Origin of the sequence: Streptomyces coffeae (assembly GCF_016741875.1) — a bacterium.
Classification (GTDB): Bacteria; Actinomycetota; Actinomycetes; order Streptomycetales; family Streptomycetaceae; genus Streptomyces; species Streptomyces coffeae.
The window spans coordinates 34,542-60,842 of record NZ_JAERRF010000034.1 but is presented as its reverse complement, the minus strand read 5'-3'; the positions used below and the strand labels follow the sequence as shown (position 1 = coordinate 60,842).

Genomic DNA, 26,301 nt, shown 5'->3' with positions numbered 1-26,301 from the left:
CCGTGGCTCAGCCGATGCTGTCGACGGTGGCTTTCGCCTTCGCCAGCGTGGAATGGGCGGTGTTGTCGTTCTTCTCCAGCGTGGTGCGCAGCAACTGGATGATGGTGCGGACCTCGTTGGCGGCTCGGTTCCACCGCTGTTCCTTGCCGTGGTATTCCTCGGAGACCCCGTCGGCCCGGAAGTCGGCCATCGCGGCCTTGACCGCGGCATCGCGCTGGCCGAGTACCTGCTCCAGGCGCTCGATGATGACGTTCAGGTTGGTCTGCACCTCGGTGGAAGCGGCGATGTCATAGGAGTTGCGGTCCTGGTTCTGGCCCATGCCTCGAAATCCCCCGTGTCCTTCAGCGCCCGCCGAATCGGGCGGCGTCGAAGTTGGCCGCGCTCATGTTCTGCCGGGCGTTGTCGGCCTGCTCCTGCGTGCCGGCGGTGAACGCGGTGTCCATTCCGTGCTGGCCGCTCAGGATGGCCTGCAGCGAGCTGTTCAATGCGGCCGTGATCTCATCCGCGCGGACCTTGAACGAGTCGAATGTGGCCTTACCCACGCCGTTGAACTTGCCCTCCAGCGGCTCGGCTGCGGCAACCAACTGCCGGATCAGCAACCCCAGATCATCGCTGGACGAGGTCGTGCGCTTGCTCAGTTCGGAGAGCGTCGTCGACCCCATGTCGAACTTCATGAACCCACCCCGTGATTGCAAACCACGACGGTTTGCTCGTAACGGCATCCCTGCACGTCACGTGCGTAGCATGTCGATCAGTTGTATCAACGGCCTTGTTACAGGCGCAACGCGAAACAAGCCAGAGTCGCCGTGCGCTGTCTCACGCCAACCGAGTTCGACAGTGGGTAGCTACACGGAGGGGCCGAAGTCGGGGATGACCTGCAACGATGAGCGCTGCGACCATGCATATCGAGGCCACCGACGCCGAGGCGATCGCCTGCCCAAACTGCGCTCGGTGTGGACGACGAGTCCGGGCAGGGGCTGTTGCTCGCTCGCCGACGTCCAGCCCTGTGAGCCTCACCCACCGTATGGGGAGACGGTCTGGGGGCATCAAGACGATCTCACTACCATCGCCCCCACGGCGGCCTCACCGGTCACACCCCCTACGAACGCCTCAAGCAGAAGGCCACGCCCCAGGCGTAATCGCTGATCGTCAGTGGCACATCACACCTCGTCGACCACCTACCGACGGATAGTTGATCACGGAGGGGCAAGCAAACCGTTGCGTACGCCATGCAGTGGCCACTGCCGCCTTGATGAAGCAGCAGGCAGCCCGCAAGCATTCCGCAAGGGTCCGGCAAGCCTTCCGTCCGTCGGGCTGGGCATCGGACTGAGCGAGAAGCCCGAGTCGGAGATCAGCACGAGAGAATAACGGGGGGCGCCATGTCGGCGTTGAGCAGCTCTGCGCAGTCCTCGATGGGTGAGTCTCGCCAGTGGCTGACGCTGGTGAAACGCAAGCAGGTACTGGCTGTCGTGCATACCGTTACGTACGCGAAGCGACTCTTAGACATCCTTCCGCTTCTGGAAGCCGACTTCCGGCTCCAGGTGGTTTTTACCGCACCACCCCATGTCTTCGGGGGCGAGGTGCCGCGCTTCCTCGAACGGTTGGGTAGCCCGTTGATCCCCTGGGAAGAGGCAACACGTATGACATTCGACCTCGCCGTTGCGGCGGGGCCGCGGGGCGTAGGAAACGTGCGAGCCCCCTTGATCACACTCCCTCACGGCGCCAACTACATCAAACGCATAGCGGGGGCACGGGATGCATGCGTGGCAGGGCTGCGCATGCAGGACCTCCTCCCTGGCGGAAAGGTGCCGGCCGCGGTAGTCATGCCACACCACGCCGATCTGCATGAGCTAGCAATCCATTGCCCTGAGGCACTTCCGCTCGCACACGTGGTCGGCGATCCGGTGCACGACCGGATCAAAGCGAGCCTACCGCAGCGCACCAAATACCGCAGAGCGTTAGGCCTAGCGGACGGGGAGAAATTGGTGATTGCCGTCTCTACATGGGGCCCTCACTCCTTCTTCGGACGTTTCGAGGCTTTGCTGCCACGCTTGATTTCAGAACTGCCATCTAGGCAGTTCCGCACTGCTATCCTGGTCCATCCCAATGTCTGGTCGGGACATTCTCCGTGGCAAGTCAAGGCATGGCTGGCATGGTGTACCCGACAGGGGGTCAGCGTAGTACCGCCAGAAGCGGACTGGCGCAGCGTGTTGATCGCTGCTGACTACATCATCGGAGATCACGGCTCAGTCACTCTGTACGGAACGCTCACCGGAGCTCCGGTTCTGCTGGTCGGGTCGCCGGAAGAAGAGATCAATCCGGCGTCCCCCGCCGCAACCCTCGCCGTCACTGCCCCTGCACTCTCTCCCGCTCACCCGCTAACCGAGCAGCTCGACTACGCCGCAACCGAATACTGCCCCGAGGAGTACGCAGCGATCGCGTCGCGCATCACCTCCGAACCTGGCCGCTTCAACCGGAATATGCGAAGGCTTATGTACCGGGTAATGGGCCTAGGTCAACCCGCCCATAGTCCGCACATATTGCCGCTGCCCTGTCCACCTAGCCTGCGCACGTGGACATCCGATTGCGGAGAGGCATCGGCATGAGCCTTTCAGCCTGGTCTTTTGTCACCGTGGAATGGCGGGAGAAGGCCACGTCGTCACTGCTGCCAGCACCGAACCGGTCGACCTTTTGTCTCAGTACTAGCTGGACAGCAGGTGAACGCTTCTTGGTGGCTCGAACCGGATTCGCGGACACCCGTCCTACGTCCGTCGTCGATGAGCACCTCGCTGTGGATGCCGATGCCTGCCGTGACTTGCGCCGGCTGGAGTGTGCCGATGTACTGCGTGGAAGTCGGCCGCGGCCAGTTCGAGACGCAGCGCGGTGGCTGACGGACGTCAGGTCCTCCAGACCTGGCTGCCGCCTCGCAGCCGCACCGCTCACTGATGGCGGCTGGGCAGCGGGGGGCGGCACGGATCCCGAGGCTGTGAGGCTTCCGTACCTGATACCACCGGAGCAATGGCTCTTCGTATCCTGCCTGCACGCCTGTCTAGTGGCGGGCTTCCCACTGAGCGAGATCGTCGCGTCCCGCCCGCAGGTCAGGTTTGGGCCAACAAGTCCCTCAGCCGACGTGCGTCGGTGGGGCTCGTAATTTGGAACAAGACAATAGCCTGGGCGCGGAAGTCCGCAGCTGGCCCTGTGTCCCCACGCTCCCAGGCACTGTCACCAAGCATTTCAAGCGTGCGGGCTTGCCAGTGAGCGGCTCCAGATGAAGAGAATACTGCGAGCGCCTCTTGCATTGCGGCCGCACCCGCCGTGTGCTCGCCAGCTCGGACACGGGCACGACCCAAGAAGGCGAGGGCGCGCGCGGCATCATGCGGGTCGTTCACGGCAAGCAGACCGGCATGCGCTCGGTTGAAGTGTTCGATAGCGCGACTGGGATTGGTCTCGGCGAGCGCAATCTCCCCGAGGACGATTCTGGCGAGGGCCGCACCACGCGGGTAACCGCAATTCTCCCACACGGCGATGGCCTGGTTTAGGTACAGTCTGGCCTCTGCCATCCGTCCGGCCTCGCGGTGGCAGGTACCAATGCCCAGCAAAGCCTGTCCTTCATCCCTCACATCACCTGCGTCTCTTGCTGCTCGGAGGGACTGCGAATACCACTCGGCCGCATCGTCGATGCGCCCAGCGGCGCTGAGGCCGATGGCCCCGGAGTTGAGCATCTGGCGCTCGGCCTCGGCATTCCTCTCTCTCTGCGCCGCCTCCAGACCTACCTGATGGGCCTCAAGCCATAAGTTGTAGTAGCGCAGTCGGAGGAAGACAGGCCACATCGCATCCACAAGCTGCCAGGTCATGGCGTTCCACTCACACTGGAACGCAGCTCGTACCAGTGCCATCAGATTCATCCGCTGGGAATCCAGCCAGGCAAGCGCGCCTGGATCATCGGTGAACGGCACCGGCAGGCCAGCAGGATGGACAAGGGTCCTCTCGAGGGTGAACTGCGCTGGCGTGAGCCGCTTCTCAGCTTCTGTAGCAGTCTCCAGATACCAATCGCAGACCCTCCGCAGTGCCTCCTCCCGGGCCGAAGCCGTCTCTTCCGCAGATGCTCGACCATGGGCATGGATCTGTACAAGGTCATGGAAGCGGCAAGCGTTTGGGCCTACGTCCTCTACCAGGTTTGCCTCGACCAATTCGTCCAGCCGGGCTTCCGCCCACCCCAAAGGCTCGCCACAGGACGCGGCAGCAGTTCTCGAGTCGAAAGTACGCACTGGCAGCAGGCCAAGCCTGCGGTACAGGAGAGCAGCACCTTCGCTTAAGACGGCATACGACGCGTCCAGTGCCTTGCTCACCGTTGCCTCCCCCTCTACCTCAAGCGCAGCCAGACGTTCTGTGTTTCGCGTGAGAGCATCGGCCAGTGTCTTTACAGGCTGTTTCGGTCTCGACGCCAACCGAGCAGACGCAAGACAGACAGCAAGCGGCACACCGGCGCACAGCGTCACGACCTGACGCGCCGCATGCGGCTCAGTTGCAACCCGATCCTCGCCGATCGCACGGCTGAACAACTCGACGCCAGCAGCCGTTCCCAGCGCCCCCAGCTGACGAAAGGACGCTCCATCCATACGAAGTCCGGTCAGCTTGCGGCGGCTGGTAACGACCGTGACGCTGCTCGACCCCGCACACAGCAGTGGACGCACTTGTGCGGCGGTAAAGGCGTTGTCCAACATCACCGCTATCCGCGCATCCGCGGTCCAGGACCGCCACAGCGACGCCTTTTCAGCCACATCAACGGGCAGGGCGCCGGCGCCGAGTGCACGTAGGAACTGGTCCAGAACCTCGCCTGGGCCGGCTGGGCCCCCCGCGGAGTGCCCGCGCAGGTCGGCATAGAACTGACCGTCAGGAAAGTCGGAGCTAAGCGAGCGCAACCATCTGCACACCAGCGTGGTCTTGCCGATGCCTGCTGGCCCGCTGACCACGATCAGTGCCCGTGAGGAGGTGTTCCGTCCTGCTCGGGTGAGTAGTTCCCCCAAAGCAGCTAGGTCGTCGCATCGGTCTGTGAAGTGTGCTGACACTGGTAAGAGCTGACGCGGCGGAGGTGGAGCAGCGCCGTCCCGCACAGCATGCACATGGATGCCGCCATGCACGTCTCGCGCCTGTACCGTGGGCCCGTACAACCGAGTCAGCCCACTGATCGAATTCTTGTGGGAATCCTCCTGCGCCGCGTCCATGTACCGCCCCGATCATTCGACTCTCACGTCCATAGATCAGTCCGGTCCTACCCTTAACTGGGCCTCAACGATGCGCGCACTCAGCACCTGCGTCGCGATTCAGCCAGTGTGGCAGAGGGACTATGGCGACTCTCCCGACCTCATGTCATCCTCACTAGAAATGGACGGACCAGCGGGAGGTCGCTGGTGGACTTCCACATACTGGGGCCGGTGGGACTTCAGCAGGACGGAGAGCGGCTCGGGCTCGGTTCAGACAAGGAACGTGCCCTGCTAGCCGCGCTAGTGCTGGATCTAGGCCGCCCTGTCTCAATAGACGCCCTCATAGATCGACTCTGGGATGGCGAGGCTCCACCTCGCGCACGCGAGAACACTCACACTTACATCTCCAGGGTACGCAGACACCTGCGCCGTGCCGGTACAGACCCAGGTGCGCCGCGCATCGCTAGCCGGGCTCATACCTATGTTCTGGAAGCGAACCCCGATTCGGTCGACCTCAACCGCTTTCAACGCCTTGCCGATCTGGCGGGGTCGTTTGCGAAGAGAGGGCATGACGAGCGTACCGTGGAGGTTCTCACCCGTGCGGACACGCTTTGGCAGGGTGATGCCCTCGCTGGGCTCCCTGGCATCTGGGCCGAGACAGTACGCACGGCCCTCTCTGAGCAACGCCTCCAGGCCACCGTTTCCCGCATCTCCGCGAGCCTTCGGCTCGGCCGGTTCGCTGGCTCGGTCGGGGAGCTCGCAGCCCTAGTCCGCCAGCACCCGGAAGACGAGTCGCTGGCAGGACTGTTGATGCTGGCGTACTACGGCAGCGGGAGGTATACAGAAGCCCTGCGAGTCCACCAGCAGGCTCGTCAGCTGCTGATGGCGGAATTCGGCTCTCGCCCGGGCGTAGAGCTAAATCGGATACATCGCGGCATCCTCGACCGAAGGCCAGCAGAGAACCTTATCCAAGGTTCTGATGTAACTACGTCACTTCCCTCATCCGGCACAGGCTCCCGCTCAACGCCGCCTCCCCCACAGAATCTCCCGTACCAACCTCCGCTCGTCGGCAGGCGCTCCGAACTCGATGCCTTGATCGCTTCAGTCGGCGCCAAATCGGCGGCAAGCGGATCGGTTCTGACATTGGAGACTGTCAGCGGCATGGCAGGAGTTGGCAAGACGGCGGTTGCGGTACACACCGCACGCAGCCTCGCCTCCCGATTCCCAGACGGCCAAGCATTCCTGGACCTTCGGGCCCACTCGCCGGCTCAGGGACCCATGAGCCCGAGTGCCGCCCTCTCCACACTTCTACGCATGTTTGGCGTATCACCCGACACGATTCCCGTCCAACTCGACGAGCTGATCGCCCAGTGGCGGACCACCATCGCCGCGCGCCGAGCCGTGATCGTGCTGGATGACGCAGCCAGTCCCGAACAGGTCTCACCGCTGCTGCCAGGCAACTCGCCGTCCCTGACCATCATTACCAGTCGCCGTCACTTAGCCGGGCTACCACACGCCTTGCCAATCCCACTTGACGTTCTCCCGGCCGACGACGCAGTTGCCCTCTTCCGCAGTTTCGCGGGCCAGGAAAGAACCCAGGACGCCGCAGCGACCACCCGGATCGTTCACATGTGTGGGTACTTGCCCCTCGCCATAGAGCTGGTGGCCAGCCGATACCGCTCTCGCCCCTCGTGGACCCTGACCACCCTGTCGGAACGTTTGGCGCGTGGCACGGGACCCCTCAATGAGATCCGCAACGCCGACGAGGAGATGGTGCGCGCATTCGACCTCTCCTACCGGGCCCTCGACCAGGCGCAGCGAAGAGCGTTCCGCCGCCTAGGCCTACACCCGGGACCCGACTTCACGGCCAAAGCGGCTGCAGCTCTACTTGACCTGCCAGCCGAGGAAACTGAACGGCTGATCGAAGCCCTGCTGGAATGCCACCTCCTCCGGGAACCGACACCGGATCGGTATCGGTACCACGACCTTCTGGGCGAATACGCCCGCATGCTCGCTCGCTCGGAAGATACCGACCAGGACCACAGGCAGGCGATGGATCGGCTGACCACCTTCTACCTGATGGGCGCGGAACAGGCTGACCGCCTCGCCTATCCCAGGCGGGTTCGTCTCGCCGGCTACCGCACTGACCAGCCTCCCGCCCTCCCTCGCATACGAACCGCCCAAGAGGCGCGCGCCTGGTTCGCCGCTGAACACGGCAACCTCTTGGCTACCGAACACCACGCCCGCAGCCACGATGCCCCCTGGGGCGCGGCCCGGATGGCTCATGCCCTGGCTGGCTTCCTGGACGCCGAGTGTCACTGGCAGAACGCTGCCGACCTCCTCCAGCACGCCGTCGATTACTGGTCCCGGACCGGCGACCAGCCTGCCCTATGTCATGCGTTGCTCTGTCTCAGCTCGAACCAGGCGAGCACGGGCCGCTACCCGCAAGCCGCTGAGACCGGTGAGCGGGCCCTTGACATCGCGCGGACGACGGGCGATTACGAGGCAGAGGCAGAGAGCTACCGGGTGCTGGGGGTACTCCATTGGCACCTGGGGGAAAATCAAACGGCGGTGAAACTTCACCAGAGGGCCCTAGCAATAAGCATGAATGCGGGAAATTTGTGGACCCAAGCAAGGTGCCGCAACAACATTGCGATATCCTTGCTTGCTCTTGGAAAAATAAGCCTCGCGCAACACCACTTCCGGGAGGCAATTTCCGGATTCCGAGCCACCGGCGACCAATCAGGGCTCATTAGAACTCTCAATAACCTAGGCGATCTGTACGCCCACAGAGGTGACCTGACACTGGCAAGGCAGACTTTCGAGCAGCTCCTGCCACTGACGGAGTCCACCGGAAATCTCTACGCGCACGCGATGGTGCGCACAAATCTGGCTACGATCCTCGCCGAATCCGGCGACATTGATACCGCATTAGCTCTGCACCGTCAGGCGCTGGCGGACTTTCGCACACTTGGAGATAGAAAGAGTCAAGCGACGGCGCACAACGGACTAGGGGAAGCACACCACAAGAGCGGCTCCATCGAAGCATCCGCCGAGAATCACTTACAGGCACTCCAAATTGCCCGCGAAATTGGAGCACCCCAAGAGGTTACACGCGCATTGCGCGGGGCCGGAAGAGCTGAACTCTCAAGGGGTCAACTCGATTCTGCCGCTGAACACTTCGAGGCAGCCATAATCGTCGCCCATAGGGTGAACGCTCTGGACGAGGAAGCCAGAGCACAGGGCGCCCTCGCCGAGGTGCGGCTAGCAACGGGAAAAACTTCGGAAGCACGGAAACTATTACAGCAGGCACTCACCACACTGCGCTCGCTGGACGACCGAGAAGCGAACAGAATCAGCGAACAATTGAGCGAACTCGAGTGAGTCGACTACTGACCGGTTGGTAACTTATTCGCATGCAAACCGAGCACCCTCGCCGATTTTGAGTATGGAGACCCATCGGCTACCCTCCAGCAACGGACAGATGATCTTGTCCTAGGAGAGGATTAGCGAAGCAAGTGAAGAGAGTTACCCTGTCTGCCCTTTTTGCGGTAGTTGCAGTGACGTTTCTTGGGACATCGACGGCATCTGCGGCATGCATGCCGACGCTGGTCAAGAAGTCAGCGACTCAGTCTTCCGAGTAGCACGGGCCATGGCGATGCTTCCAGCACCGCCATGGCCCCCGGGCGCACGACGCCTTGAGGGAGAGACGATATGCCCTCGCCCGCGCAAGCCGCGTTCCTCATTGTGGTTGCCGTGAACTCACCAGGACCGAGGGTCTCGCCGGTTGGCTCACCCTAAGCCCGTGCCCTATGTGGCGAGTTGGACGTTGTCGAGGTATGGGGAAGGCGTCAATCCCCTCGCAGCGTGGACAAGATCTATGCGGCCAGTCCCTCGCGAGAGTGGCCCGGTAGCCACGTTTGCAGTCGATGCCTTGGCGACTTGACGGTCTGACAGGTTGAGCAGGAACTGCAGCACACAGACGGTGGTCAGCCGGGCAGGCTAGAGGCCGGGGCGTCCATCGCGCGGATACCAGGCGGCGAAGTCCGCGTCGCGCCACAGCCCGTCCAGCCGGTCTCTCACCCACATCGTCGTACCGCCCGGGCTGCTCGCCCGCGCGATCTGCCCGGCCACCAACGGGACTTGCTCACCGGAACTGAGACGGATGGACGCCGGACACCTCGACAACTGCAGCGACCCTCGCTGTACGACGGAGAGGGGCTTCCTCGCAGTACTGGGCCCCAGTGACTGACCGCGGCCTCACACCGGAAATATACGAAGCGCGGCTGAGCGAAGCTCTTCAGCGGTCGCTAAACGTTGAAGCGGAACTCCACCACATGCCATACCCCCTTCGCCCACTGCGCCCCACTCCCCCAGCCAGCAAGAGCACATTCACACCCCGCCATGCAAGTGATGCGTTCTGACGCTACCAACCACTCCTCGGCCGGATGTCTCGCTATGGCGCCACAGAGCCGACCACGGCGCTCGCGCCCTGGGAGTGCCCCGTCTGCCGCCCAGCGAAAAGGGGCTTTGCCCCGCCTTGACGGGACAAGCATCTGACAACCGGAGAGTCCGAGTGACTACTGGCCTGTGAAGACGCCCGCCCGGCGTCGCCAGCGTGACCAGACCTCCCCTGTCGCATGGGGAGCAGGAAACCCGTGCTCCCACTCCGAAAGGGGGTCGGGAGCCGTCAAGGGGTTCTTATGCCTCTCGATGGCGAGAGCATCCATACCGGCGGGGTGACCTTCGCGCCCTACGGTTGACGACGGCGCGCGGCGGCGCGGTACCGCGTGGCAGGTCGACCGGATCGGGTGACGGACAAACCGGACGGGATTGACCCGTCTGCGAGTTGGGAGCACGAGGGCTCCCAGAGGGCTCCCCATCGCTCCCAGTCCGGGAACGACAAAGGCCGCTTCCGCTACCTGCGGAAACGGCCTCCGACCTGCAAAAACGCTGGTCGGGACGACAGGATTTGAACCTGCGACCCCTTGACCCCCAGTCAAGTGCGCTACCAAACTGCGCCACGTCCCGGTGCTTGTCCGGCTCGGGCCTTCGCCCTCGCCGACCGCGCACGAGAACAATACCGCACTTCAGGGGGTGGTCGCTGCCAGCCCTGGAGGGACGGTGGATCTCTGCCAGGTGGGCGACGGTGCGGAAGGGACGGCGGGGGGCAGGCGCGCCAGCGGTGTCACGTTGCGTGGCCGGGTGGTTGCGGTTCGTCGCCCAGGAGGTAGCGGGCGCCGGGGCCGTGGGTGGAGGCGGTGTCGGCGGGGTGGTAGAGGGAGCATGTGCGCAGGGATAGACAGCCGCAGCCGATGCACCCGGTGAGCTTGCGCTTCAGGCGCTCCAGATCGGCGATCTGCTGGTCGATGCGGTGGGACCAGGTGCGGCGGGTCGACCTTCGACCTCCTCCCCGCGAATCGCGCCCCCACCGCCGCCCAGTGGGCGGTCGATCCTCAGGCCGCCTCGGCTCCAGGCCCCCGGCGCGGTTCTCCTCCGGGCCCCCGGCGAGCCGACCCCGAGCGCTTGACTTCAAGTCCGCTTGAAGTTGCACGCTCTTTCCATGACCTCCACCGCAGTTCACAGCGCATACGCCTACGCCGACCTTCCCCGGCTCATGGCCCTGATGACCGGCGACGAGAAGCACGGCCCGGCCGCCACCTCCACCCTGGACGCGCTCTGGGTGCTCTACGACCGGGTGCTGCGGGTCTCGCCGGAGAGCGTGGACGACGCCGAACGTGACCGGTTTCTGCTCTCCAAGGGGCACGGGCCGATGGCGTACTACGCGGTGCTCGCCGCCAGGGGCTTCTTCAGCGAGTCGCTGCTACCGGGCTTCGGGTCCTACGACTCACCGCTCGGGCACCATCCCGACCGGCTGCTGGTACCCGGCGCCGAGATCAGCAGCGGGTCGCTCGGACACGGGCTGCCGCTGGCCGTGGGGACGGCGCTCGGGCTGCGGGCCCAAGGGCGCGGCGGGCCCGCGGTGTGGGTGCTCATCGGCGACGCGGAGCTGGACGAGGGCAGCAACCACGAGGCGATCGCGTACGCCGGGGCGGTCGGGCTGGAGCGGCTGCACACGCTCGTCATCGACAACGCCTCCGCCACCCACGGCCGGCCCGGTGGCATCGCCTCCCGCTTCGCGGCCGAGGGGTGGTCCACGACCACCGTGGACGGGCGTGATCACCAGGCCCTGTACGAGGCGTACACCGCACCGCACCCGGGGCGGCCGCACGCCGTCGTGGCCCGGGTCGAGCCCAAGATCTGAGCCTTGCCCGATCCGCGGTAGTCGATCACTCCTCTTCGCGAAAGGACCTTCGCGCCATGGACACCATGCGTGAGCGCTTCGCCTCCACCGTCTCCCGTCTCCTCGACGACGACCCCCGGCTGGCGGTCGTGCTCGCCGAGATCGGCGTGGCCGGCTTCGCCGACGCCCAGCGCGCTCATCCCGACCGTGTGATCAACGTCGGCATCCGGGAGCAGTTGCTGGTCGGGGTGGGCGGCGGGCTGGCGCTGACCGGAATGCGGCCGATTCTGCACACGTTCGCCAGCTTTCTGGTCGAGCGCCCCTTCGAACAGCTCAAGCTGGACTTCGGGCACCAGGGCACGGGTGGGGTGCTGGTGAGCGCGGCCGGTTCGTACGACTGGCCCGCGGGCGGCTTCACCCATATGTCGCCCGGGGACATCGCCCTGCTGGACACCCTCGACGGCTGGACCATGCAGGTGCCCGGCCACCCCGATGAGGCCGAAACGCTGCTGCGGCACGCCGCCGCGGCCGACGACGACGCCGTTTACGTCCGGCTGTCCGCCCACACCAACGCCACCCCGCGCGCCATCACGCCCGGCCGTTTCCTGACCGTACGGGAGGGGCGCGGCGGTGTGGTGGTCGCGGTCGGGCCGATGCTCGACAACGTGCTCGCCGCCGTGGAGGGGCTGGAGGTGACCGTGCTGTACGCCACGACCGTCCGCCCCTTCGACGAGCACGCGCTGCGCGCCGCCGTCGGGACGGACGTCGTGCTTGTCGAGCCGTATCTCGCGGGGACCTCGACCGCCGCCGTCAACGACGCCCTCGCCGATCTGCCGCACCGGGTGCTGGGGCTCGGTATCGGACGGCGCGAGCTGCGCCGCTACGGCACCATCGACGAGCACCTCGCAGGTCAGGGGCTGGACCCCGCCTCGCTCCGGCGGCGCATCTCCGGCTTCCTGGCCCGGTGACATGACCCCGGTGAGGCGGACCCGCGTCCTCCGTCACCTCAGATGTGCTGCTCCAGCCAGCCCAGCAGGTCCGCGTGCACCTCGTCCCGGTTGGTCTCGTTGAGGATCTCGTGCCGGGCACCCTGGTATCCCCTCCAGCTCAGCTCCCGCGTACCGATGGAGCGGAAGTCCTCGAGCAGTTCGTAGACCAGGGTCATCCGCTGGTTGCAGGGGTCCTCGGTGCCCACCACCAGGTGCACCGGCAGTCCGGCCGGGATCCGGGCCTGCTGACGGGGGTCGTTGATCTTGCGTACGGCGCGTACCCAGTCCAGGGCCAGGCCCGCGCTGAAGGCGAAGCCGCACCGGTCGTCCGCGGCGTACGCCGCCACCTCCGCCGCGTCCCGTGAGAGCCATTCGAAGCCCGTGCCGCGCTCGTACGGGTCGTTGAAGGAGGCGAAGAGGGAGGGGGTGAAGGCGGATGGCGCGCTCCGGCCGCCGGCCGCGATCTCCTCCCCGATCCGCGCCATGGCGTCCTCGATCTCGACGCCCGGGAGGGTGCGGAAGGTGCCCGAGAGGATCAGCCCGGCCAGCTCCGCGCCGTACTCCTGGGCGCAGTCGCGGGCCAGCATCGAGCCCAAGCTGTGGCCGAAGAGGACCAGCGGCAGACCGGGGTGCTCGGCGCGGGCGCGGGCGCCGATCGCGCGCAGGTCCGAGACGATCGCCCGCCAGCTGTCGCCCTCCTCGCCGACGACCCCGACACCCCCGACGACTCCAAGGCCGCCCGTGAACGCCGCGGTGGCACCGTGTCCGCGGTGGTCCGAGGCCACCACGGCGTAGCCGTGCCCGCTCAGGAAGCGGGCGAACCGGTCGTAGCGCTGGGCGTGTTCGGCGGCGCCGTGGGCGATCTGCACGATCGCGCGCGGCGCGCGCCCTTCCGGCAACCAGGTGTACGTCGCGATGCGCACACCGTCCGGAGTGGTCAGATGGTCGGTGCGGTAGGTGGTACCTCCTGCTGGCATACGGTCTCGTCTCCTGAGGGTTGAGGGCCGGGTCCCACTGGAACAAGAGGCTCACTCTCCCCCTGCCCGCGGCTCAAACCAAGGCTGTTGGCCGGGAGGTGTTGACCACGGACCTGTGGGGTGTGCAACGATCAAGCGTTTTGTCTGCCGTTTGTGCACTCCTGACCCGTGCAACCCCCGTGTTCCAGGAGGACAGTTGGACACTCCAGACGCCCCAGGCGCCATCAACGCTTCCGTCACCCCCGGCGTTCCAGAAAGCCCGAACATCCCGGACACCCCGGACACTTCCCTCTCCGCCCTCTCCCGGCGGCGTTTCCTCCAGGCAACCGCCGTCGGCACCGCAACCGCCGCCGCCGTCACCGCACTGCCCGCCGAAGCGGCCGCCGCCGTCGGGGCGCAGGCCGCCTCTCGGACGCGGCGCGCCTCGCTCTCCTTCACCGCGGCCACCAACGGCGCCGCGACCCTCGCGCCCTCCGGCCGACGTCTCGTCGCCGAGGTGCAGAACGTGCTGTGGTCCGTGCCCCGTGACGGCGGCGACGCCACCCCGCTCACCCCGCCCGAGCTCGAACCCACCCGCCCCGTCTTCTCCCCCGACGGCAAGCTGCTGGCGGTGTGCGCCTACAAGGGCGGGGGGTTCCACATATGGACGCTGCGCCCCGACGGTACGGATGTGCGACAGCGAACGGACGGTCCCTGGGACGACCGCGGGCCGGCGTGGTCGCCCGACGGCACCCGTATCGCCTTCGCCTCCGAGCGCGGCGGTGACCCGGTCGCGGGCAGCCCGTACCGGGTGTGGGTGCTGGACCTGGCGAGCGGTGAACTCACCCGGCTCACCGGGCTGCCCGGCCAGGAGGGGCCGCTCCAGGACGGCGCCTGGGAGGACTTCGACCCGACGTGGTCCGCGGACGGCGAGCGGGTGCTGTTCGTCCGCGGGGTGCCCGGAGGATTACCCGTGGGGAGCGTTCTGGACGCCCGTACGGTGGCCTCCGTACGGGCCGACGGCAGCGGTCCGGTGCGGGTGGAGCACACCGAGACGGCCACCGGTACGCAGGTGATGACACCCGCCCTCTCGGCGGGCGGACGGCTGGCCTATCTGCGGACCACCCCCGCGCCGAGCGCGTCCTGCACCCTGGTGGTGGACGGCAGACCGGTCGCCCTGGAGGGCGAACCCCATCCCGTACCGCCGCGCTGGACGCCCGAGGAGCAGCTGCTGCTGACCGTGGACGGGCGGTTCCGGATGGTGCGGCCCGATCCGTCCGGCGGCGGTGGGCACGCCGGGCGCGCGGCGGAGGAGATACCCTTCCGCGCCACCCTGCCCGTCGACCGGCCCCGCTACCGCGTCAAGGACTACGACTTCGACGGCGGCGGAGCACGGCCGGTGCGCGGGATCCATCTGCCCGCGCTGTCCCCGGACGGCCGCCAGGTGGCCTTCGCCGCGTTCAACTCCCTCTGGGTCGCGGACATCTCCGGCGGCCGAACTCCCAAGCGGGTCGTACGGGCCGCGCCCACCCGCTATCTGCTGGCGCCCACCTGGACGTCCGACGGGCGCGCGCTGGTGTACGCCGACGACCGGGACGGGCTGCTGGCGGTGCGCCGCCGGGACCTCCGTTCCGGAGAGGAGACCGTGCTCGCCTCCGGGGGCCGCGTGCATCCCGCGCTGTCCCCCGACGGCAAGCGGCTCGCCTGTGTCGACATGTCGGGAAACCTGGTCCTGCGCGATCTCGAGGCCGCTACGGAACGGGTGCTGGCCACGCCCCTGGGCGCGGGCGGGCTGCCGGGGCGGCCGAGCTGGTCCCCCGACGGCCGGTCTATCGCACTGTGCGATCGCAACCGTCTGAACCAGCGGTTCCGTGAGGGCTACAACCTGATCCGGGTCGTGGACGCCGGCAGCGGCGCGGCGAAGCTGCACGCGGTGGCGGCGCACACCTCGGTCTCGGACCGCTATGACTCCGGGCCCGTCTGGTCCCCCGACGGCCGCCATATGGCGCTCATCGTCGAATCCGCGCTGTGGCTGCTGCCGGTGCGGCCCGACGGCACCCCCGACGGGAAGCCGCGGCGGCTGACCGACGAGGCCGCCGACCACCCGTCCTGGTCGGGGGACTCGCGCCGGCTGCTGTATCTGTCGGCGGGCCGGCTGCGGCTGCTGGACGTGGAGTCGGGTGAGGCCCGTACGGTGCGGGTGCCGCTGGACCGGCGGCGGCCGCGCCCGGCCGACACCGTGGTGCACGCCGGGCGGTTCTGGGACGGTACGGGCGGTGGCGGCACGGTCCGCGAGGACGTCGACATCGTGGTGCGCGGCGGGCGGATCGCCGCCGTGGAGCCGCACCGCGGCGGGCGGGTGGCCAAACGCCGCGTCGACGCCTCGTCCCGCACCGTCCTGCCGGGGCTGTGGGACGCGCACACCCACCCCTGGCAGTACACCTACGGCGGCCGTCAGACGGCTCTCCAGCTCGCCTACGGCATCACCACGGCGGTCTCCCTGGGCGGTTTCGCGTACGAGCAGGCGCGGCTGCGGGAGGCGGTCGCCGCGGGTGCCCTGGCCGGACCGCGGCTGCTGGCCACCGGTGAGCTGCTGGACGGGCCGCGGGTGGCGTACAGCATGGGCCGCGCGCATCGCACCCGGGACGGACTGCGCCGGTCGCTGGAGCGCGCCGCCGGGCTCGACTGGGACTTCGTCAAGACCTATGTACGGGCGCCCGGTTGGGTCATGGAGGAGGCCGCGCGGTTCGCGCACGAGCGGCTCGGGGTACGCACCGGAAGCCATCTGTGCACCCCCGGTATCCAGCTCGGCCAGGATCTGACGACCCACCTCCAGGCCACTCAGCGGCTGGAGTACGGGCATGCGACAACGGCCGCCGGGCGCGCGTACCAGGATCTGGCCGAGGTCTACACGGCCACATCGGACTTCCGGCTCATCGCAACGCCGTTCACGGCCTCGCCGCTGATCGGCGACGATCCCTCACTGGCGCAGGACGAGCGGGTCACCCGGCTGATGCCGCCCTGGGACACCGCGCTGGTCCAGAAGACCGCCGGAACACGGCCGACCGACGCCCAACTCGCCACTCTGCGCACCGAGATCGGCGTCTACCGGAGGATCCTGGCGGCGGGCGGGGTGGTGGCCCTGGGCACCGACCAGCCGCTGGTGCCGGTGGGGCTCCATCTGCACCTGGCATTGCGGGCGCTGCACCGGTACGGGCTCTCGCCCGCGGAGGCGCTGCGCACGGCGACGGTACTGCCCGCGCGGACCTTCGGCGCCGAACGCGATCTGGGCACCCTGGAGGTCGGGAAGCTGGCGGACCTGACGGTCGTGGACGGCGATCCGTTCACCGACTTCGACTCCCTGGTGCGCACGGTGGCGGTGCTGCGCGGCGGAATTCCGTTCCAGAGCCGGGACCTGGTCGAGTCCTTCCCGGCCGCCGGGCAGCCGCTGCGCGGGAAGACGGCCGACCGCTGGCTGGAGGTGGGACGGCAACTGCGCCGCGACACCTGCTGCGAGCTCCACGGCTGACGAGAGGGGTGGTGGGGCGGCGCCGGGTCTCCGGGCCCGGTGCCGCTCCGTTCAGCACACCAACTGGCCGACGCCCAGCAGGTTTCCCTCGCTGTCCCGGAACCAGAAGGCGCGTTCCCCCCGGGCGCCCTTGCTCGGGTAGTTCCCCTCGATCTCGGCGATTCCGCCCTGCGTACGGAACCCGGGGACGTCGACCTCCTCGAACACCACACCGCGCCCGCGGAGCTCGGAGGCGGCCGCCTCGAGGTCCTCGACCTCCCAGCCCATCTGGGTGAAGGTGCCGGGCGAGGCTCCACTCGACTGGAACACCGCGAAATCCACGCCTCCGCAGCGGTACAGCAGCCCGCCGGGGCGTTCGTCGACGGGCTCCAGGCCGAGCTTCTCGGCGTAGAAGCGCCGGGCCCGCTCCAGGTCCTGGGCGGGAAGCCGGGTCGCCACGCGGCCCCGGCCCAGGGCACCGCTGTTATCTGCGTTCATTCCCCCACTGTGCCCGCGGCGGGTCCGTTCGGCCCGCCGCGGTTCAGCCATCCGGCCGTTCACCACCACCGGCTGCCGGCCGGGTCAGCCCCAGGAGGTCGCGGGCGGGGCCCGCGGGGCGGTGTCCGGCGGGCCAGACCGCGCGCAGGTCGCGGCGCAGCGTGACGTCCGCCACGGCGACCTCCACCAGCCGCCGGGCCACCAGTTCCTCGTGCACGGCCAGTCGGCTGAGCACGGCGGGTCCGGCGCCGCTCACCGCCGCCGCCTTGACCGCGGTGGTGGAGGCGAGCTCGAGCAGCGGGGCCGCCAGACCGCCGTGCTCGGCGAGGGCGGCGTCCAGGACCTGCCGGGTGCCGGAGCCGCGCTCGCGCAGGATGAGCGGGGTGGCGGCGAGTTCGGCGGGGCCGACCGGGGCGCGGCGGCGCGCCCAGGGGTGGGCCGGGGCGGTGACGACGGCCAGCCGGTCATGGCCGATGACCACGCCGTCGAGCCCGCCGGGCACATCGAGGCCTTCGACGAAGCCGATGTCCGCCTCGTCGCCCAGCAGCCGTCCGGCGACGGCCGCGGTGTTCCCGGCGAGGAGGGAGACGGCGGTGTCGGGGCGCAGGGTGCGCAGCGCTATCAGCCAGCCGGGCAGCAGATATTCGGCGATGGTCATGCTGGAGGCCACCCGCAGCCGGGAGTCGCGGCGGTCGCGCAGCGCGTGGACGCCCGCGTCGAAGGCTTCGGCGGCCTCCACCACCCGCCGCGCCCAGTCGGTGACCAGCGCCCCGGCCTCGGTGAGCCGGGATCCGCGCGGTGAGCGGTCCACGAGGGCGACGCCCAACTGCCGTTCCATGGCCCGGATCCGGCTGCTGGCGGCGGGCTGGGTGATGCCGAGCTCACGGGCGGCGCGGCCGAGGCTGCCGAGGCGGGCGACGGCGAGCAGCAGCTCCAGCGCGCCGAGGTCGGGGACGCGGTGGGAGACGGGCGCGGCCTCCGGGCCGCCGCCGTGTCCGGTGGGCGGCACCGCGCCACCGTGTGGTGTCGGCGGGGCCGCGCCGCCGTTCCGTCCCTCGCTCATAAAGCCAGTTTATGCCCTCATAGGAAGGCGGTGTCTGGTGGCCGCGGGCGGCGCGCGCGAGGCTGCGGTCATGGTCACTGTCACGTCTGCCCGCTCCCTCCCCGACACCGTGGGCGGACGCCCCCGGGCGTCCGTACGCCATCTGGGTCCCAACTGGTACGCCACGGTGATGGGCACCGCGATCGTGGCCGGTGCGGGCGCCGGTCTGCCGGTGGACGTTCCGGGGCTGCGGGAGGTCTGCCGCCCGGTGTGGGGGCTGTCGGTGCTGATGCTGGCCGCCGTGCTGGCGGCCCGTACGGTGCACTGGGCCCGCCACCGCGACCGGGCCCGTGCCCATCTGCTCGATCCGGCGGTCGCGCCGTTCTACGGCTGTCTGGCGATGGCGCTGCTCGCGGTCGGCGGCGGCACGCTGACGGTCGGCGCGGATGTCATCGGCGTCACCGCGGCGGTCGCCCTGGACGCGGTGCTGTGGACGGCCGGGACACTGCTGGGCCTGGTGGTCGCGGCCGGGATCCCGTACCTGATGGTGGTCCGGCACCGGATCGGCCCCGCGGACGCCTCCCCGGTGTGGCTGCTGCCCGTGGTGGCGCCGATGGTGTCGGCGGCGCTCGGCCCGCCCCTGGTGCCCCATCTGCCCGCCGGGCAGTGGCGGGAGGCCATGCTGCTGGCGTGCGCCGCGCTGATGGGGGCGAGTCTGCTGGCGACGCTGCTCATGCTGCCGCTGGTCTTCGCCCGGCTGGTGTGCCACGGACCGCTTCCGGCGGCGCAGACACCCACGCTGTTCCTCGTCCTCGGGCCGCTCGGCCAGTCCACGACGGCCGCGGGCGCACTGGCCGACGCCCTGCGGTCCGCGGGGTACACCGGGGCCCCGGAGGCGGCCGCGCGGTTCGCCTCGGTGGCCTACGGGGCGCCGGTGATGGGGTTCGCGCTGCTGTGGCTGGCGCCGGCCGGGGCGCTGGTGGTGCGGGCGGTCCGGCGCGGGATGCCGTTCGCGATGACGTGGTGGGGCTTCACCTTCCCGGTCGGCACCTGTGTCACGGGGGCGGCGGCGCTGTCGCGCCACACCGGGCTGCACGCGTTCAGCTGGCTGTCGGTGGCGCTGTACGGCTTTCTGGTGGCGGCGTGGGCGCTGGTGGGGACACGTACGGCGATGGGTCTGGCCCGCGGCACCCTGCTCGGGCCGCCGCCGTCCAGCGGCACGTCCGGCGGACAGAGCACGTCCGGCGGACAGGTGATATCCAACGGACCGGGCATGCCCAGTGGCCGCCCCGGCCTCAACGTGCCGATGACAGCGCCGCGTTGAGCACCGCGGGCGCCTCCGCCAGCGAGGGCCCGTACCAGGTGAGATGACGGCCGCTGACCAGGGCCGCGGGCAGACCGGGGAATGCCTCGGGCCCGTCCTCGGCCGTAAAGCGGTACGGCTCGTCCGGCAGCACCACCAGATCCGCGCCCCGCGCCGTCAACTCGTCGAGGGGGATACGGGGATAGCGCTCGTCGTGGCCGCTGTAGAGGTGGCCCACCCCCAGCCGGGCGAGGACGTCCCCGGCGAAGGTGTCCCGGCCCAGCACCATCCACGGCCGCCGCCACACCGGGACGACGGCGCGCCGCACCGGCCCGGTGGGCGTTACGTCCGCCCAGGCGGCCTCGGCCTCCTCCAGCCAGCCGGGGCGCGGCAGTCCGCAGCCGCGCACCAGGACCCGGTCCAGTTCGCCGAACGCCTGGTCCAGGGTACGCACTTCGGTGACCAGCACCGTCAGGCCGGCGGCGCGCAGGGCGTCGAGGTCGGGGGCGCGGTTCTCCTCCTCGTTGGCGATGACCAGGTCCGGCGCGAGGGCGGCGATCCGGGCGGTGTCGGGGTTCTTGGTGCCGCCGATCCGCTCCGCGCCGAGGCCGGGCGGATGGGTGCACCAGTCGGTCACCCCGGCCAGCAGCTCGGGCGCGGTGGCGGCGACCGCATCGGTGAGCGAGGGCACGAGGGACACCACATGCCGTACGGGGGTGCGAGGGCTCATCGCTCCACCGTACGGCGTGTGTCCGCCGCTACGCCGCCGTGTCCTGCCGCTCCTCCCACGGCCAGACCGTCCGGCCACCGCCGCCCCGCTCCGACAGCAGCCCGACCATGGTGAACAGCTTGTCGCTGAAACCGCCGATCTCGTACCGGTTGGGCCGCCGGGTGTCGATGGACGAGGCCGCGTAGCCGGTGGTGTTGACGCCGAACACCGGCACCCGCGCCGGAACGACCTCCGAGGCCGGGGCGGAACGGCCGCCGTCGACGAACGGCATCGCCTGCATGTCCGAGATGACGACCACCCGGTCGTGGTCGCGGTAGGTGTTCCGCAGCGCCGCGGCCAGTTCGGTGCCGTGGCCCACCTCGCCGATCCGTGCGCAGAACTCCTCGATCCCGCGCAGCGCCGAACCGCCCGGGGTCAGCCGGTGGGTGAAGTGGCCCGTGGCGAAGCCCACCAGGTCCACCTGGCAGCCGCGGTGGGCCAGCGCCACCGCGAAGAGCGCGCCGATGTCCACGTGGCGCACCTGGGAGCGGCCGGAGACCGTGCCCCGCATCGAGGCGGAGGTGTCCACGAGCACCAGGGTGCGGCCGGGCAGCTTCGGCACGGACGCCGTGGCGGCCGTCAGCGCCTTGTCCAGGGCGTGGCCCCAGCGCAGCGAGGGCGCGGCCCGGTAGGCGGACAGGAAGCGGTACGGGAACTGGCGGGAGCGGGCGACCTCGGCGGGGTCGGCCAGCCGGGCCGCGATCGTCTCGGCCACCTCGTCCGGCAGTCCGGTCCCGCCCGCCTGGTCGAAGTTGCGCAGGTTCCGCAGCAGCGCCATGTACCCCATGGACGGCAGCACCGCCTGCCAGGCCACCGCGTCCATCGGTCCCTGGAGCCAGCCCGCGGTCGCCTCCCAGGTCATGCCCGCGGCGGCCAGCGCCTCGGCGGCGTCCGGCCGCTCCAGCACCGCGCGGCGCTCCCAGCGCGGCAGCGCCATCAGCCGGGCGCGGGCGCGCAGCGTCCGCAGCGAGACCGGGGGCGCCGCGTCCTTCTGGTGGCGGCGGTCGAGGGCGTGCCGGAACAGCTCGCCCTGCCACGGCTTGTCCGGATCCGGGGCGGCGTGCACCAGCTCCAGGACGTCCGCGAAGCGGAAGCCGTGGCTTCCGGTGTCGTACTTCAGCAGGGCGCGCTCGGTGTAGAGGCGGCGGACGGCGTCCGCCAGGCCGCGCTTGACCGGCTTGGGCACGGCGCGGCCGTAGGCGCCGATCCAGTAGGCGAGCAGTTCGCCGGGCTCGTCGGCGCGCAGACACGCGGCGTCCACGATGCGGCGGTTGTCGCCGTGCAGCCCGGTCACCAGGCGGGCCATGACGGCCTCGGCGGCGGCGACGAGCGAGGCGCTGCGCATCTGGGCCTCGGCGCGCAGCCAGGTGATGAAGCGGGCCGTCCAGTCGGCGTCCTCGACGGCGACGGCGTGGACCAGGTCGCGGAAGCGGTGGTCGCGGTCGTCGGAGGACTCGTAGAAGGTCCGCTCGCCGACCATGTTGACCACGGCGAGCAGCACCAGCTCGGACTTGGCGTCCCGGGTGACGGCGGCGCCGCCCTCGTAGGTGGTGGCCGTGGTGGCGCGCCGCTGGGCGCGGTTGAACTTGCTCATGCTTCTCCCCCGAGTGAGCACAGGAGGAGACCGCGCGCGGATCCGGCGGCGGCGCCCGAGATCAATGGTGGGCGGCGGTGGTTTCTTTGGAAGGAAGTAACCGCGGCCCGCGCACCGGGCGCCGGCGCGGGTGTGCGCGCGTCTCCCGAGATCAGAGTCGACGACGGTGTTTCCCACTCCGCGCGCGGCGGAGTGTTTCAGGAATCGAACCCAAATCGACCGAAGTAACCGTCGTCTTCGCACCGGGAGGTGCGTTCACGGGTACGACCCTAGGGGCGCTCCCCCGGGCCGTCATCCGAATTTCCCCCCGCCCCGGGCAACTTGGTCCCGCGTCCGGGGGAAAACGCCGCCGCGGCCCGGAGCGGCATGCTCCGGACCGCGGCGGTGTGCGGTCGTGGTGGTGACGCGGTGGGGTCAGGAAGCCACCGGCGCCATCTTGTCCACGATGCCGGGGTGGGCGTCCATCCACTTCTGGACGCCCTTCTCCTCATTGCCCTTGCCCGCGTCCTGCACGGACGCCTCGAGGCTCGCGAGCTCCTTCTCGCTCATGTGCCACTTCTTCAGCCACCCGGTGAACTCCGGGTACTTCTGCGGGAAGGACTTGTTGGCGAGGGTGTGCAACTGGTTGTTGGCCCCGAACGCCTTCTGCGGGTCCGCCAGCTTGGTGAGCTTGTACTTGTTGTACGCCCAGTGCGGGGACCACAGGACGACGGCCACCGGCTCCTTCTTGGCGTACGAGCGCTGGAGCTGCGCGAGCATCGCCGGGGAGGAGCCGTTGGTGACCTCGTACTCCTTGTCCAGGCCGTACTGCTTGAGGACCTTGGTCTTGAGCAGCTTCATCTCGCCGGTGCCCGGCTCGATGCCGACGATCCTGCCCTTGAAGAGCCCGGACTTCCCCTTGAGGTCCGCCAGGGACTTCACGTCCTTGACGTAGGAAGGCACCGCGATCTCCAGCGAGGTCTTGTCGTACCACGCCCCGACATCGACGAGATTCTTCTTGTACCGGTCCCAGTACGGTTTCTGCGCGACCGGCAGCCAGCCGTCGAATTCGACATCGACCTGTCCGGTGCTCATGCCGGTGAACATCGACCCGACGTCGTACTGCTTGATCTGGGGCTTGTAGCCGCGCCGCTCCAGGACGCTCTTCCACAGGTAGGTGGTGGCGATGTCCTCGTCCCACGGGAAGTAGCCGATCTTGGGCGCGGCACCGGCGTCCTTGCCCTTCTGGTCGCCGCCACCGCCGGGCACCGGAGCGAGCTTGTTGGCGATGCCCGGGTTCTCCTTCAGCCAGGCGCGCACGCCCTGCTGCTCGTTGCCCTTGCCCGCGTCCTGGATCGCCGACTCCAGGCTGGTGAGCTGCTTCTCACTCAGCTTGAAGTGCTTCATCCACTTCGCGACCTGCGGGTTCTCCTTGGAGAAGCCCTTGCGCGCGATGGTGTCGATGTGGTCCCCCTTGCCGAAGGCGCCCTTGGGGTCCTTCAGCTTGGTGAGCTTGTACTTGTCGTACGCCCAGTGCGGGGACCACAGGGTGACCGCGATCGGCTCCTTCTTGGCGTAGGAGCGGTCCAGCTGCGAGAGCATGGCCGCGGTGGAGCCCTTGACCAGGGTGTAGTCCTTGCTCAGGCCGTAGCCCGGCATGACCTTGTCCTGCATCAGCTTCATCTCACCGGCGCCGGGCTCAATGCCGATGATCTTCTTCTGGAAGGTGGAGGACTTGCTCGTGAGGTCCTCGAGGGACTTCACGCCCTTGACGTACGACGGCACCGCGACCTCCAGCGAGGTCTTGTCGTACCAGGAGCCGAGTTTCTCCAGCTTGTCCTTGTACTTCGACCAGTACGTGGCGTGGGTGGCGGGCAGCCAGGCGTCGGTCTGCAGGTCGACGTTGCCCGCGGCCATACCGGTCCACAGGGCGCCGACGTCGTACGACTGCACCTTGGGCTTGAAGCCGCGCTGCTCCAGGAGCTCCTTCCACAGGAAGGTGGAGGCGATGCCCTCGTCCCAGTTGATGTAGCCGAGGTTGACCGACTGGCCCTTGCCGACGTTGGCGGAGACGGTGGGGCCGGTGTCGTTGCCGCCGAACATCTTCATCCCGCCGGCGACCAGGGCCAGGACGACCACGCCGACCATGGCGACCGAGGTCGCGGGCCGCCAGTGGAGCACCTTCGCACCCCTGAGTCCCTTGGCCCGCTCCTTGGCCAGCGCGCGGCGGGCGAGCGGGGAAACGCGCTGATTGAGCGCGCTCGTCATCCGGTCCAGGTACATGGCCAGAATGACCACCGCGATACCGCCCTCGAAGCCCATCGCCACGTCGACGGAGCTGATCGCCTGGAAGACGGTGGCTCCGAGGCCCGCGGCGCCGACCATACCGGCGATGACGACCATGGACAGCGCCAGCATGATCACCTGGTTGATGCCCGCCATGATGGTGGGCAGGGCAAGCGGCAGCTGGACGCGGAGCAGGGTGCGGCGCGGATGAGTGCCGAAGGCGTCGGCCGCCTCGACCAGCTCCGCATCCACCTGGCGGATGCCCAGTTCCGTCATGCGGACGCCCGGGGGCATCGAGAAGATGACGGTCGCGACGACACCGGGGACCACCCCGAGGCCGAAGAAGAAGATGCCGGGGATCAGGTAGACGAAGGCGGGCATCGTCTGCATGAAGTCCAGCACCGGGCGGATCAGCGTGCTCACGGTGCGGTTACGGGACGCCCAGATACCCAGCGGCACCGCGAACACGATGGTGATCACACCGGCGACCAGCACCAGGGCGAGGGTGTTCATCGCCTCGTCCCACAGCTGGATCGAATCGATGAGCGCGAATCCCGCGAAGGCGAGGACGGCGGGCAGCAGCCCGCGCAGCCACCAGGCGAGCACCGCGAGGATGCCGGCCAGCAGCAGCGGCTCGGGGGCGCTGAGCACCGAGTTCACCGCGTCGTACATGCCCTGCACGACCGTGGTGATGAAGTCGAAGAACCAGCTCAGGTTGTCGCGGAGCCAGTTGACGCCGGAATTGATCCAGTCGCCGAGCGGAATCCTAGGCATCGGCGATCACCTTCTTCCCGGACTCGGGCGCGTCCGGTTCACCGGGGGAGGTCGGCTTCGCGCCGTCGGGTCCGGTGCCCGGTTCGCCGAGGGCGGCCAGCAGCCGGGCACGGGAGACCACACCGACGAGCGAGCCGTTGTCGTCGGTCACGGCGACCGCGACGCCACTGCGCGAGCAGGGGGTGAACAGCTCGATGATCGGGGTGTCCTCGGTGACGGTGGCCGGGGCCGCGTCCAGGACGTCCCGCTCGGTGCGGAGCGTGGTGCCGTCGTCGGTGGTGGTACCCAGCGCCTCGGCGGGGTCGGTCATGATCGCTCCGGCGGTGAGCACCCGGCTGCGGTCGACGTCCTGGATGAAGGAGGCGACGTAGTCGTTGGCCGGGGTGACCAGGATGTCCTCGGCGCTGCCGATCTGGACGATCCGGCCGTCGCGCATGACGGCGATGCGGTCGCCGAGCCGCATGGCCTCGTTGAGGTCATGGGTGATGAAGACGATCGTCTTCTTGAGCCGCTTCTGGAGCTGGAGCAGCTGGTCCTGCATATCGCGGCGGATCAGCGGGTCCAGCGCGCTGAAGGACTCGTCCATCAGCAGCAGGTCGGCGTCGGTGGCCAGGGCGCGGGCGAGGCCGACGCGCTGCTGCATACCGCCGGACAGCTCGTCGGGCCAGGAGCTCTCCCAGCCGCCGAGGCCCACCAGCTCCAGCGCCTCGGTGGCGCGCTGGAACCGCTCCTTGCGCGGTACGCCCTGGACCTCCAGGCCGTAGGCCGCGTTCTCCAGCACACTGCGGTGCGGGAAGAGGGCGAAGTGCTGGAAGACCATGCTGATCTTGTGGGAGCGCACCTGGCGCAGATCGCGCGGCTCCAGTCCGGTCAGATCGTGGCCGTCGAAGTGGACACGTCCCGCGGTCGGCTCCAGCAGTCCGTTGAGCATCCGCAGCAGGGTGGACTTACCGGACCCGGACAGACCCATGACGACGAAGATCTGGCCCGCCTCGACGTCGAAGGAGGCGTCGATGACCGCCGCCGTCGTACCCTCCGCGCGCAAGTTCTCACGGTCGGTGCCGCCCTCGAGTTTCGCCACCGCCTCATCAGGTCGTCTGCCGAACACCTTGTACAGGCGTTCAGCTCGCAGCTTGGACACGTACACCTCTCAGA

Annotated in this window: 17 protein-coding genes, 1 tRNA gene and 1 pseudogene; 7 read left to right on the top strand and 12 right to left on the bottom strand. The window is 68.7% G+C overall.

Translation table 11 applies throughout. From position 1 onward, the window contains the following. Positions 1-7 precede the first annotated feature (7 nt). Together JK363_RS35760 and JK363_RS35755 are read right to left on the bottom strand one after the other, a co-directional pair. Positions 8-319, bottom strand: a complete 312-nt coding sequence (locus JK363_RS35760; protein ID WP_201881840.1) for a pore-forming ESAT-6 family protein — start codon at positions 317-319, stop codon at positions 8-10. A 22-nt stretch (positions 320-341) separates the two neighbouring features. Then, a complete protein-coding gene (locus JK363_RS35755) occupies positions 342-674 on the bottom strand; it encodes a hypothetical protein (protein WP_201881839.1) in 333 nt (110 codons plus the stop codon). Between the two features lie 705 nt (positions 675-1,379). Between JK363_RS35755 and JK363_RS35750 the strand changes: the two genes are divergently transcribed. Continuing rightward, the gene (locus tag JK363_RS35750; protein WP_236076368.1) at positions 1,380-2,606 is read left to right on the top strand and encodes an SAM domain-containing protein; all 1,227 of its coding nucleotides are present in this window, start codon (positions 1,380-1,382) and stop codon (positions 2,604-2,606) included. Between the two features lie 492 nt (positions 2,607-3,098). On the opposite strand, the gene JK363_RS35745 is transcribed toward JK363_RS35750, so the two are convergent. Further along, positions 3,099-5,225, bottom strand: a complete 2,127-nt coding sequence (locus JK363_RS35745) for a tetratricopeptide repeat protein (protein ID WP_201881838.1) — start codon at positions 5,223-5,225, stop codon at positions 3,099-3,101. Positions 5,226-5,333: 108 nt separating this feature from the next. Here JK363_RS35745 and JK363_RS45200 point away from each other — a divergent pair. Both JK363_RS45200 and JK363_RS45195 read left to right on the top strand, forming a co-directional pair. Further along, a pseudogene (locus JK363_RS45200) lies at positions 5,334-6,134 on the top strand (AfsR/SARP family transcriptional regulator); the annotation flags it as partial. A 384-nt stretch (positions 6,135-6,518) separates the two neighbouring features. Then, positions 6,519-8,588 (top strand): tetratricopeptide repeat protein, encoded by a 2,070-nt coding sequence (locus JK363_RS45195; protein WP_504752525.1) that lies wholly within the window; start codon positions 6,519-6,521, stop codon positions 8,586-8,588. Between the two features lie 618 nt (positions 8,589-9,206). On the opposite strand, the gene JK363_RS44010 is transcribed toward JK363_RS45195, so the two are convergent. Both JK363_RS44010 and JK363_RS35735 read right to left on the bottom strand, forming a co-directional pair. Continuing rightward, complete coding sequence (locus JK363_RS44010; RefSeq protein ID WP_268981139.1) at positions 9,207-9,338, bottom strand: hypothetical protein; 132 nt, start codon at positions 9,336-9,338, stop codon at positions 9,207-9,209. An 820-nt stretch (positions 9,339-10,158) separates the two neighbouring features. Then, positions 10,159-10,235 (bottom strand) — tRNA-Pro (locus tag JK363_RS35735). Between the two features lie 532 nt (positions 10,236-10,767). On the opposite strand from JK363_RS35735, the gene JK363_RS35730 reads away from it, so the two are divergent. After that, positions 10,768-11,469, top strand: a complete 702-nt coding sequence (locus tag JK363_RS35730) for a thiamine pyrophosphate-binding protein (protein WP_201881835.1) — start codon at positions 10,768-10,770, stop codon at positions 11,467-11,469. Between the two features lie 56 nt (positions 11,470-11,525). After that, the gene (locus JK363_RS35725; protein WP_201881833.1) at positions 11,526-12,416 is read left to right on the top strand and encodes a transketolase family protein; all 891 of its coding nucleotides are present in this window, start codon (positions 11,526-11,528) and stop codon (positions 12,414-12,416) included. Between the two features lie 38 nt (positions 12,417-12,454). Here the strand turns inward: JK363_RS35725 and JK363_RS35720 are convergent, their stop codons facing one another. After that, a complete protein-coding gene (locus JK363_RS35720; RefSeq protein WP_201881832.1) occupies positions 12,455-13,414 on the bottom strand; it encodes an alpha/beta hydrolase in 960 nt (319 codons plus the stop codon). A 265-nt stretch (positions 13,415-13,679) separates the two neighbouring features. Here JK363_RS35720 and JK363_RS35715 point away from each other — a divergent pair, with 265 nt between their 5' ends. Continuing rightward, a complete protein-coding gene (locus tag JK363_RS35715; protein ID WP_201881900.1) occupies positions 13,680-16,922 on the top strand; it encodes an amidohydrolase family protein in 3,243 nt (1,080 codons plus the stop codon). A 51-nt stretch (positions 16,923-16,973) separates the two neighbouring features. On the opposite strand, the gene JK363_RS35710 is transcribed toward JK363_RS35715, so the two are convergent. Further along, positions 16,974-17,399: a VOC family protein gene (locus tag JK363_RS35710; protein ID WP_201881831.1), complete on the bottom strand. Its 426-nt coding sequence runs from the start codon at positions 17,397-17,399 to the stop codon at positions 16,974-16,976. A gap of 43 nt (positions 17,400-17,442) precedes the next feature. Beyond that, positions 17,443-18,462: a LysR family transcriptional regulator gene (locus JK363_RS35705; protein WP_201881829.1), complete on the bottom strand. Its 1,020-nt coding sequence runs from the start codon at positions 18,460-18,462 to the stop codon at positions 17,443-17,445. Between the two features lie 70 nt (positions 18,463-18,532). Between JK363_RS35705 and JK363_RS35700 the strand changes: the two genes are divergently transcribed. Next, complete coding sequence (locus JK363_RS35700) at positions 18,533-19,765, top strand: TDT family transporter (RefSeq protein WP_201881827.1); 1,233 nt, start codon at positions 18,533-18,535, stop codon at positions 19,763-19,765. Here the strand turns inward: JK363_RS35700 and JK363_RS35695 are convergent. The 4 genes from JK363_RS35695 to JK363_RS35680 form a co-directional block, all read right to left on the bottom strand. After that, the gene (locus JK363_RS35695; protein WP_201881825.1) at positions 19,737-20,474 is read right to left on the bottom strand and encodes a helical backbone metal receptor; all 738 of its coding nucleotides are present in this window, start codon (positions 20,472-20,474) and stop codon (positions 19,737-19,739) included. The genes JK363_RS35700 and JK363_RS35695 overlap by 29 nt on opposite strands. Before the next feature lie 28 nt (positions 20,475-20,502). Then, entirely contained in the window at positions 20,503-22,107 is a 1,605-nt protein-coding gene (locus JK363_RS35690; protein WP_201881823.1) for a TROVE domain-containing protein, read from the bottom strand. Between the two features lie 414 nt (positions 22,108-22,521). Next, a complete protein-coding gene (locus tag JK363_RS35685; RefSeq protein WP_201881821.1) occupies positions 22,522-25,146 on the bottom strand; it encodes an ABC transporter permease/substrate binding protein in 2,625 nt (874 codons plus the stop codon). Further along, on the bottom strand, positions 25,139-26,287 hold the full coding sequence (locus JK363_RS35680) for a quaternary amine ABC transporter ATP-binding protein (RefSeq protein WP_201881819.1): 1,149 nt from the start codon (positions 26,285-26,287) through the stop codon (positions 25,139-25,141). The genes JK363_RS35685 and JK363_RS35680 overlap by 8 nt, the downstream gene beginning before the upstream one ends. Between the last annotated feature and the right edge of the window lie 14 nt (positions 26,288-26,301).

Coding starts and splice junctions, on each gene's coding strand:
- JK363_RS35760 (WP_201881840.1), bottom strand. CDS start 319: ATGGGCCAGAACCAGGACCGCAACTCCTATGACATCGCCGCTTCCACC.
- JK363_RS35755 (WP_201881839.1), bottom strand. CDS start 674: ATGAAGTTCGACATGGGGTCGACGACGCTCTCCGAACTGAGCAAGCGC.
- JK363_RS35750 (WP_236076368.1), top strand. CDS start 1,380: ATGTCGGCGTTGAGCAGCTCTGCGCAGTCCTCGATGGGTGAGTCTCGC.
- JK363_RS35745 (WP_201881838.1), bottom strand. CDS start 5,225: ATGGACGCGGCGCAGGAGGATTCCCACAAGAATTCGATCAGTGGGCTG.
- JK363_RS45195 (WP_504752525.1), top strand. CDS start 6,519: ATGTTTGGCGTATCACCCGACACGATTCCCGTCCAACTCGACGAGCTG.
- JK363_RS35730 (WP_201881835.1), top strand. CDS start 10,768: ATGACCTCCACCGCAGTTCACAGCGCATACGCCTACGCCGACCTTCCC.
- JK363_RS35725 (WP_201881833.1), top strand. CDS start 11,526: ATGGACACCATGCGTGAGCGCTTCGCCTCCACCGTCTCCCGTCTCCTC.
- JK363_RS35720 (WP_201881832.1), bottom strand. CDS start 13,414: ATGCCAGCAGGAGGTACCACCTACCGCACCGACCATCTGACCACTCCG.
- JK363_RS35710 (WP_201881831.1), bottom strand. CDS start 17,399: ATGAACGCAGATAACAGCGGTGCCCTGGGCCGGGGCCGCGTGGCGACC.
- JK363_RS35705 (WP_201881829.1), bottom strand. CDS start 18,462: ATGAGCGAGGGACGGAACGGCGGCGCGGCCCCGCCGACACCACACGGT.
- JK363_RS35700 (WP_201881827.1), top strand. CDS start 18,533: ATGGTCACTGTCACGTCTGCCCGCTCCCTCCCCGACACCGTGGGCGGA.
- JK363_RS35695 (WP_201881825.1), bottom strand. CDS start 20,474: ATGAGCCCTCGCACCCCCGTACGGCATGTGGTGTCCCTCGTGCCCTCG.
- JK363_RS35690 (WP_201881823.1), bottom strand. CDS start 22,107: ATGAGCAAGTTCAACCGCGCCCAGCGGCGCGCCACCACGGCCACCACC.
- JK363_RS35685 (WP_201881821.1), bottom strand. CDS start 25,146: ATGCCTAGGATTCCGCTCGGCGACTGGATCAATTCCGGCGTCAACTGG.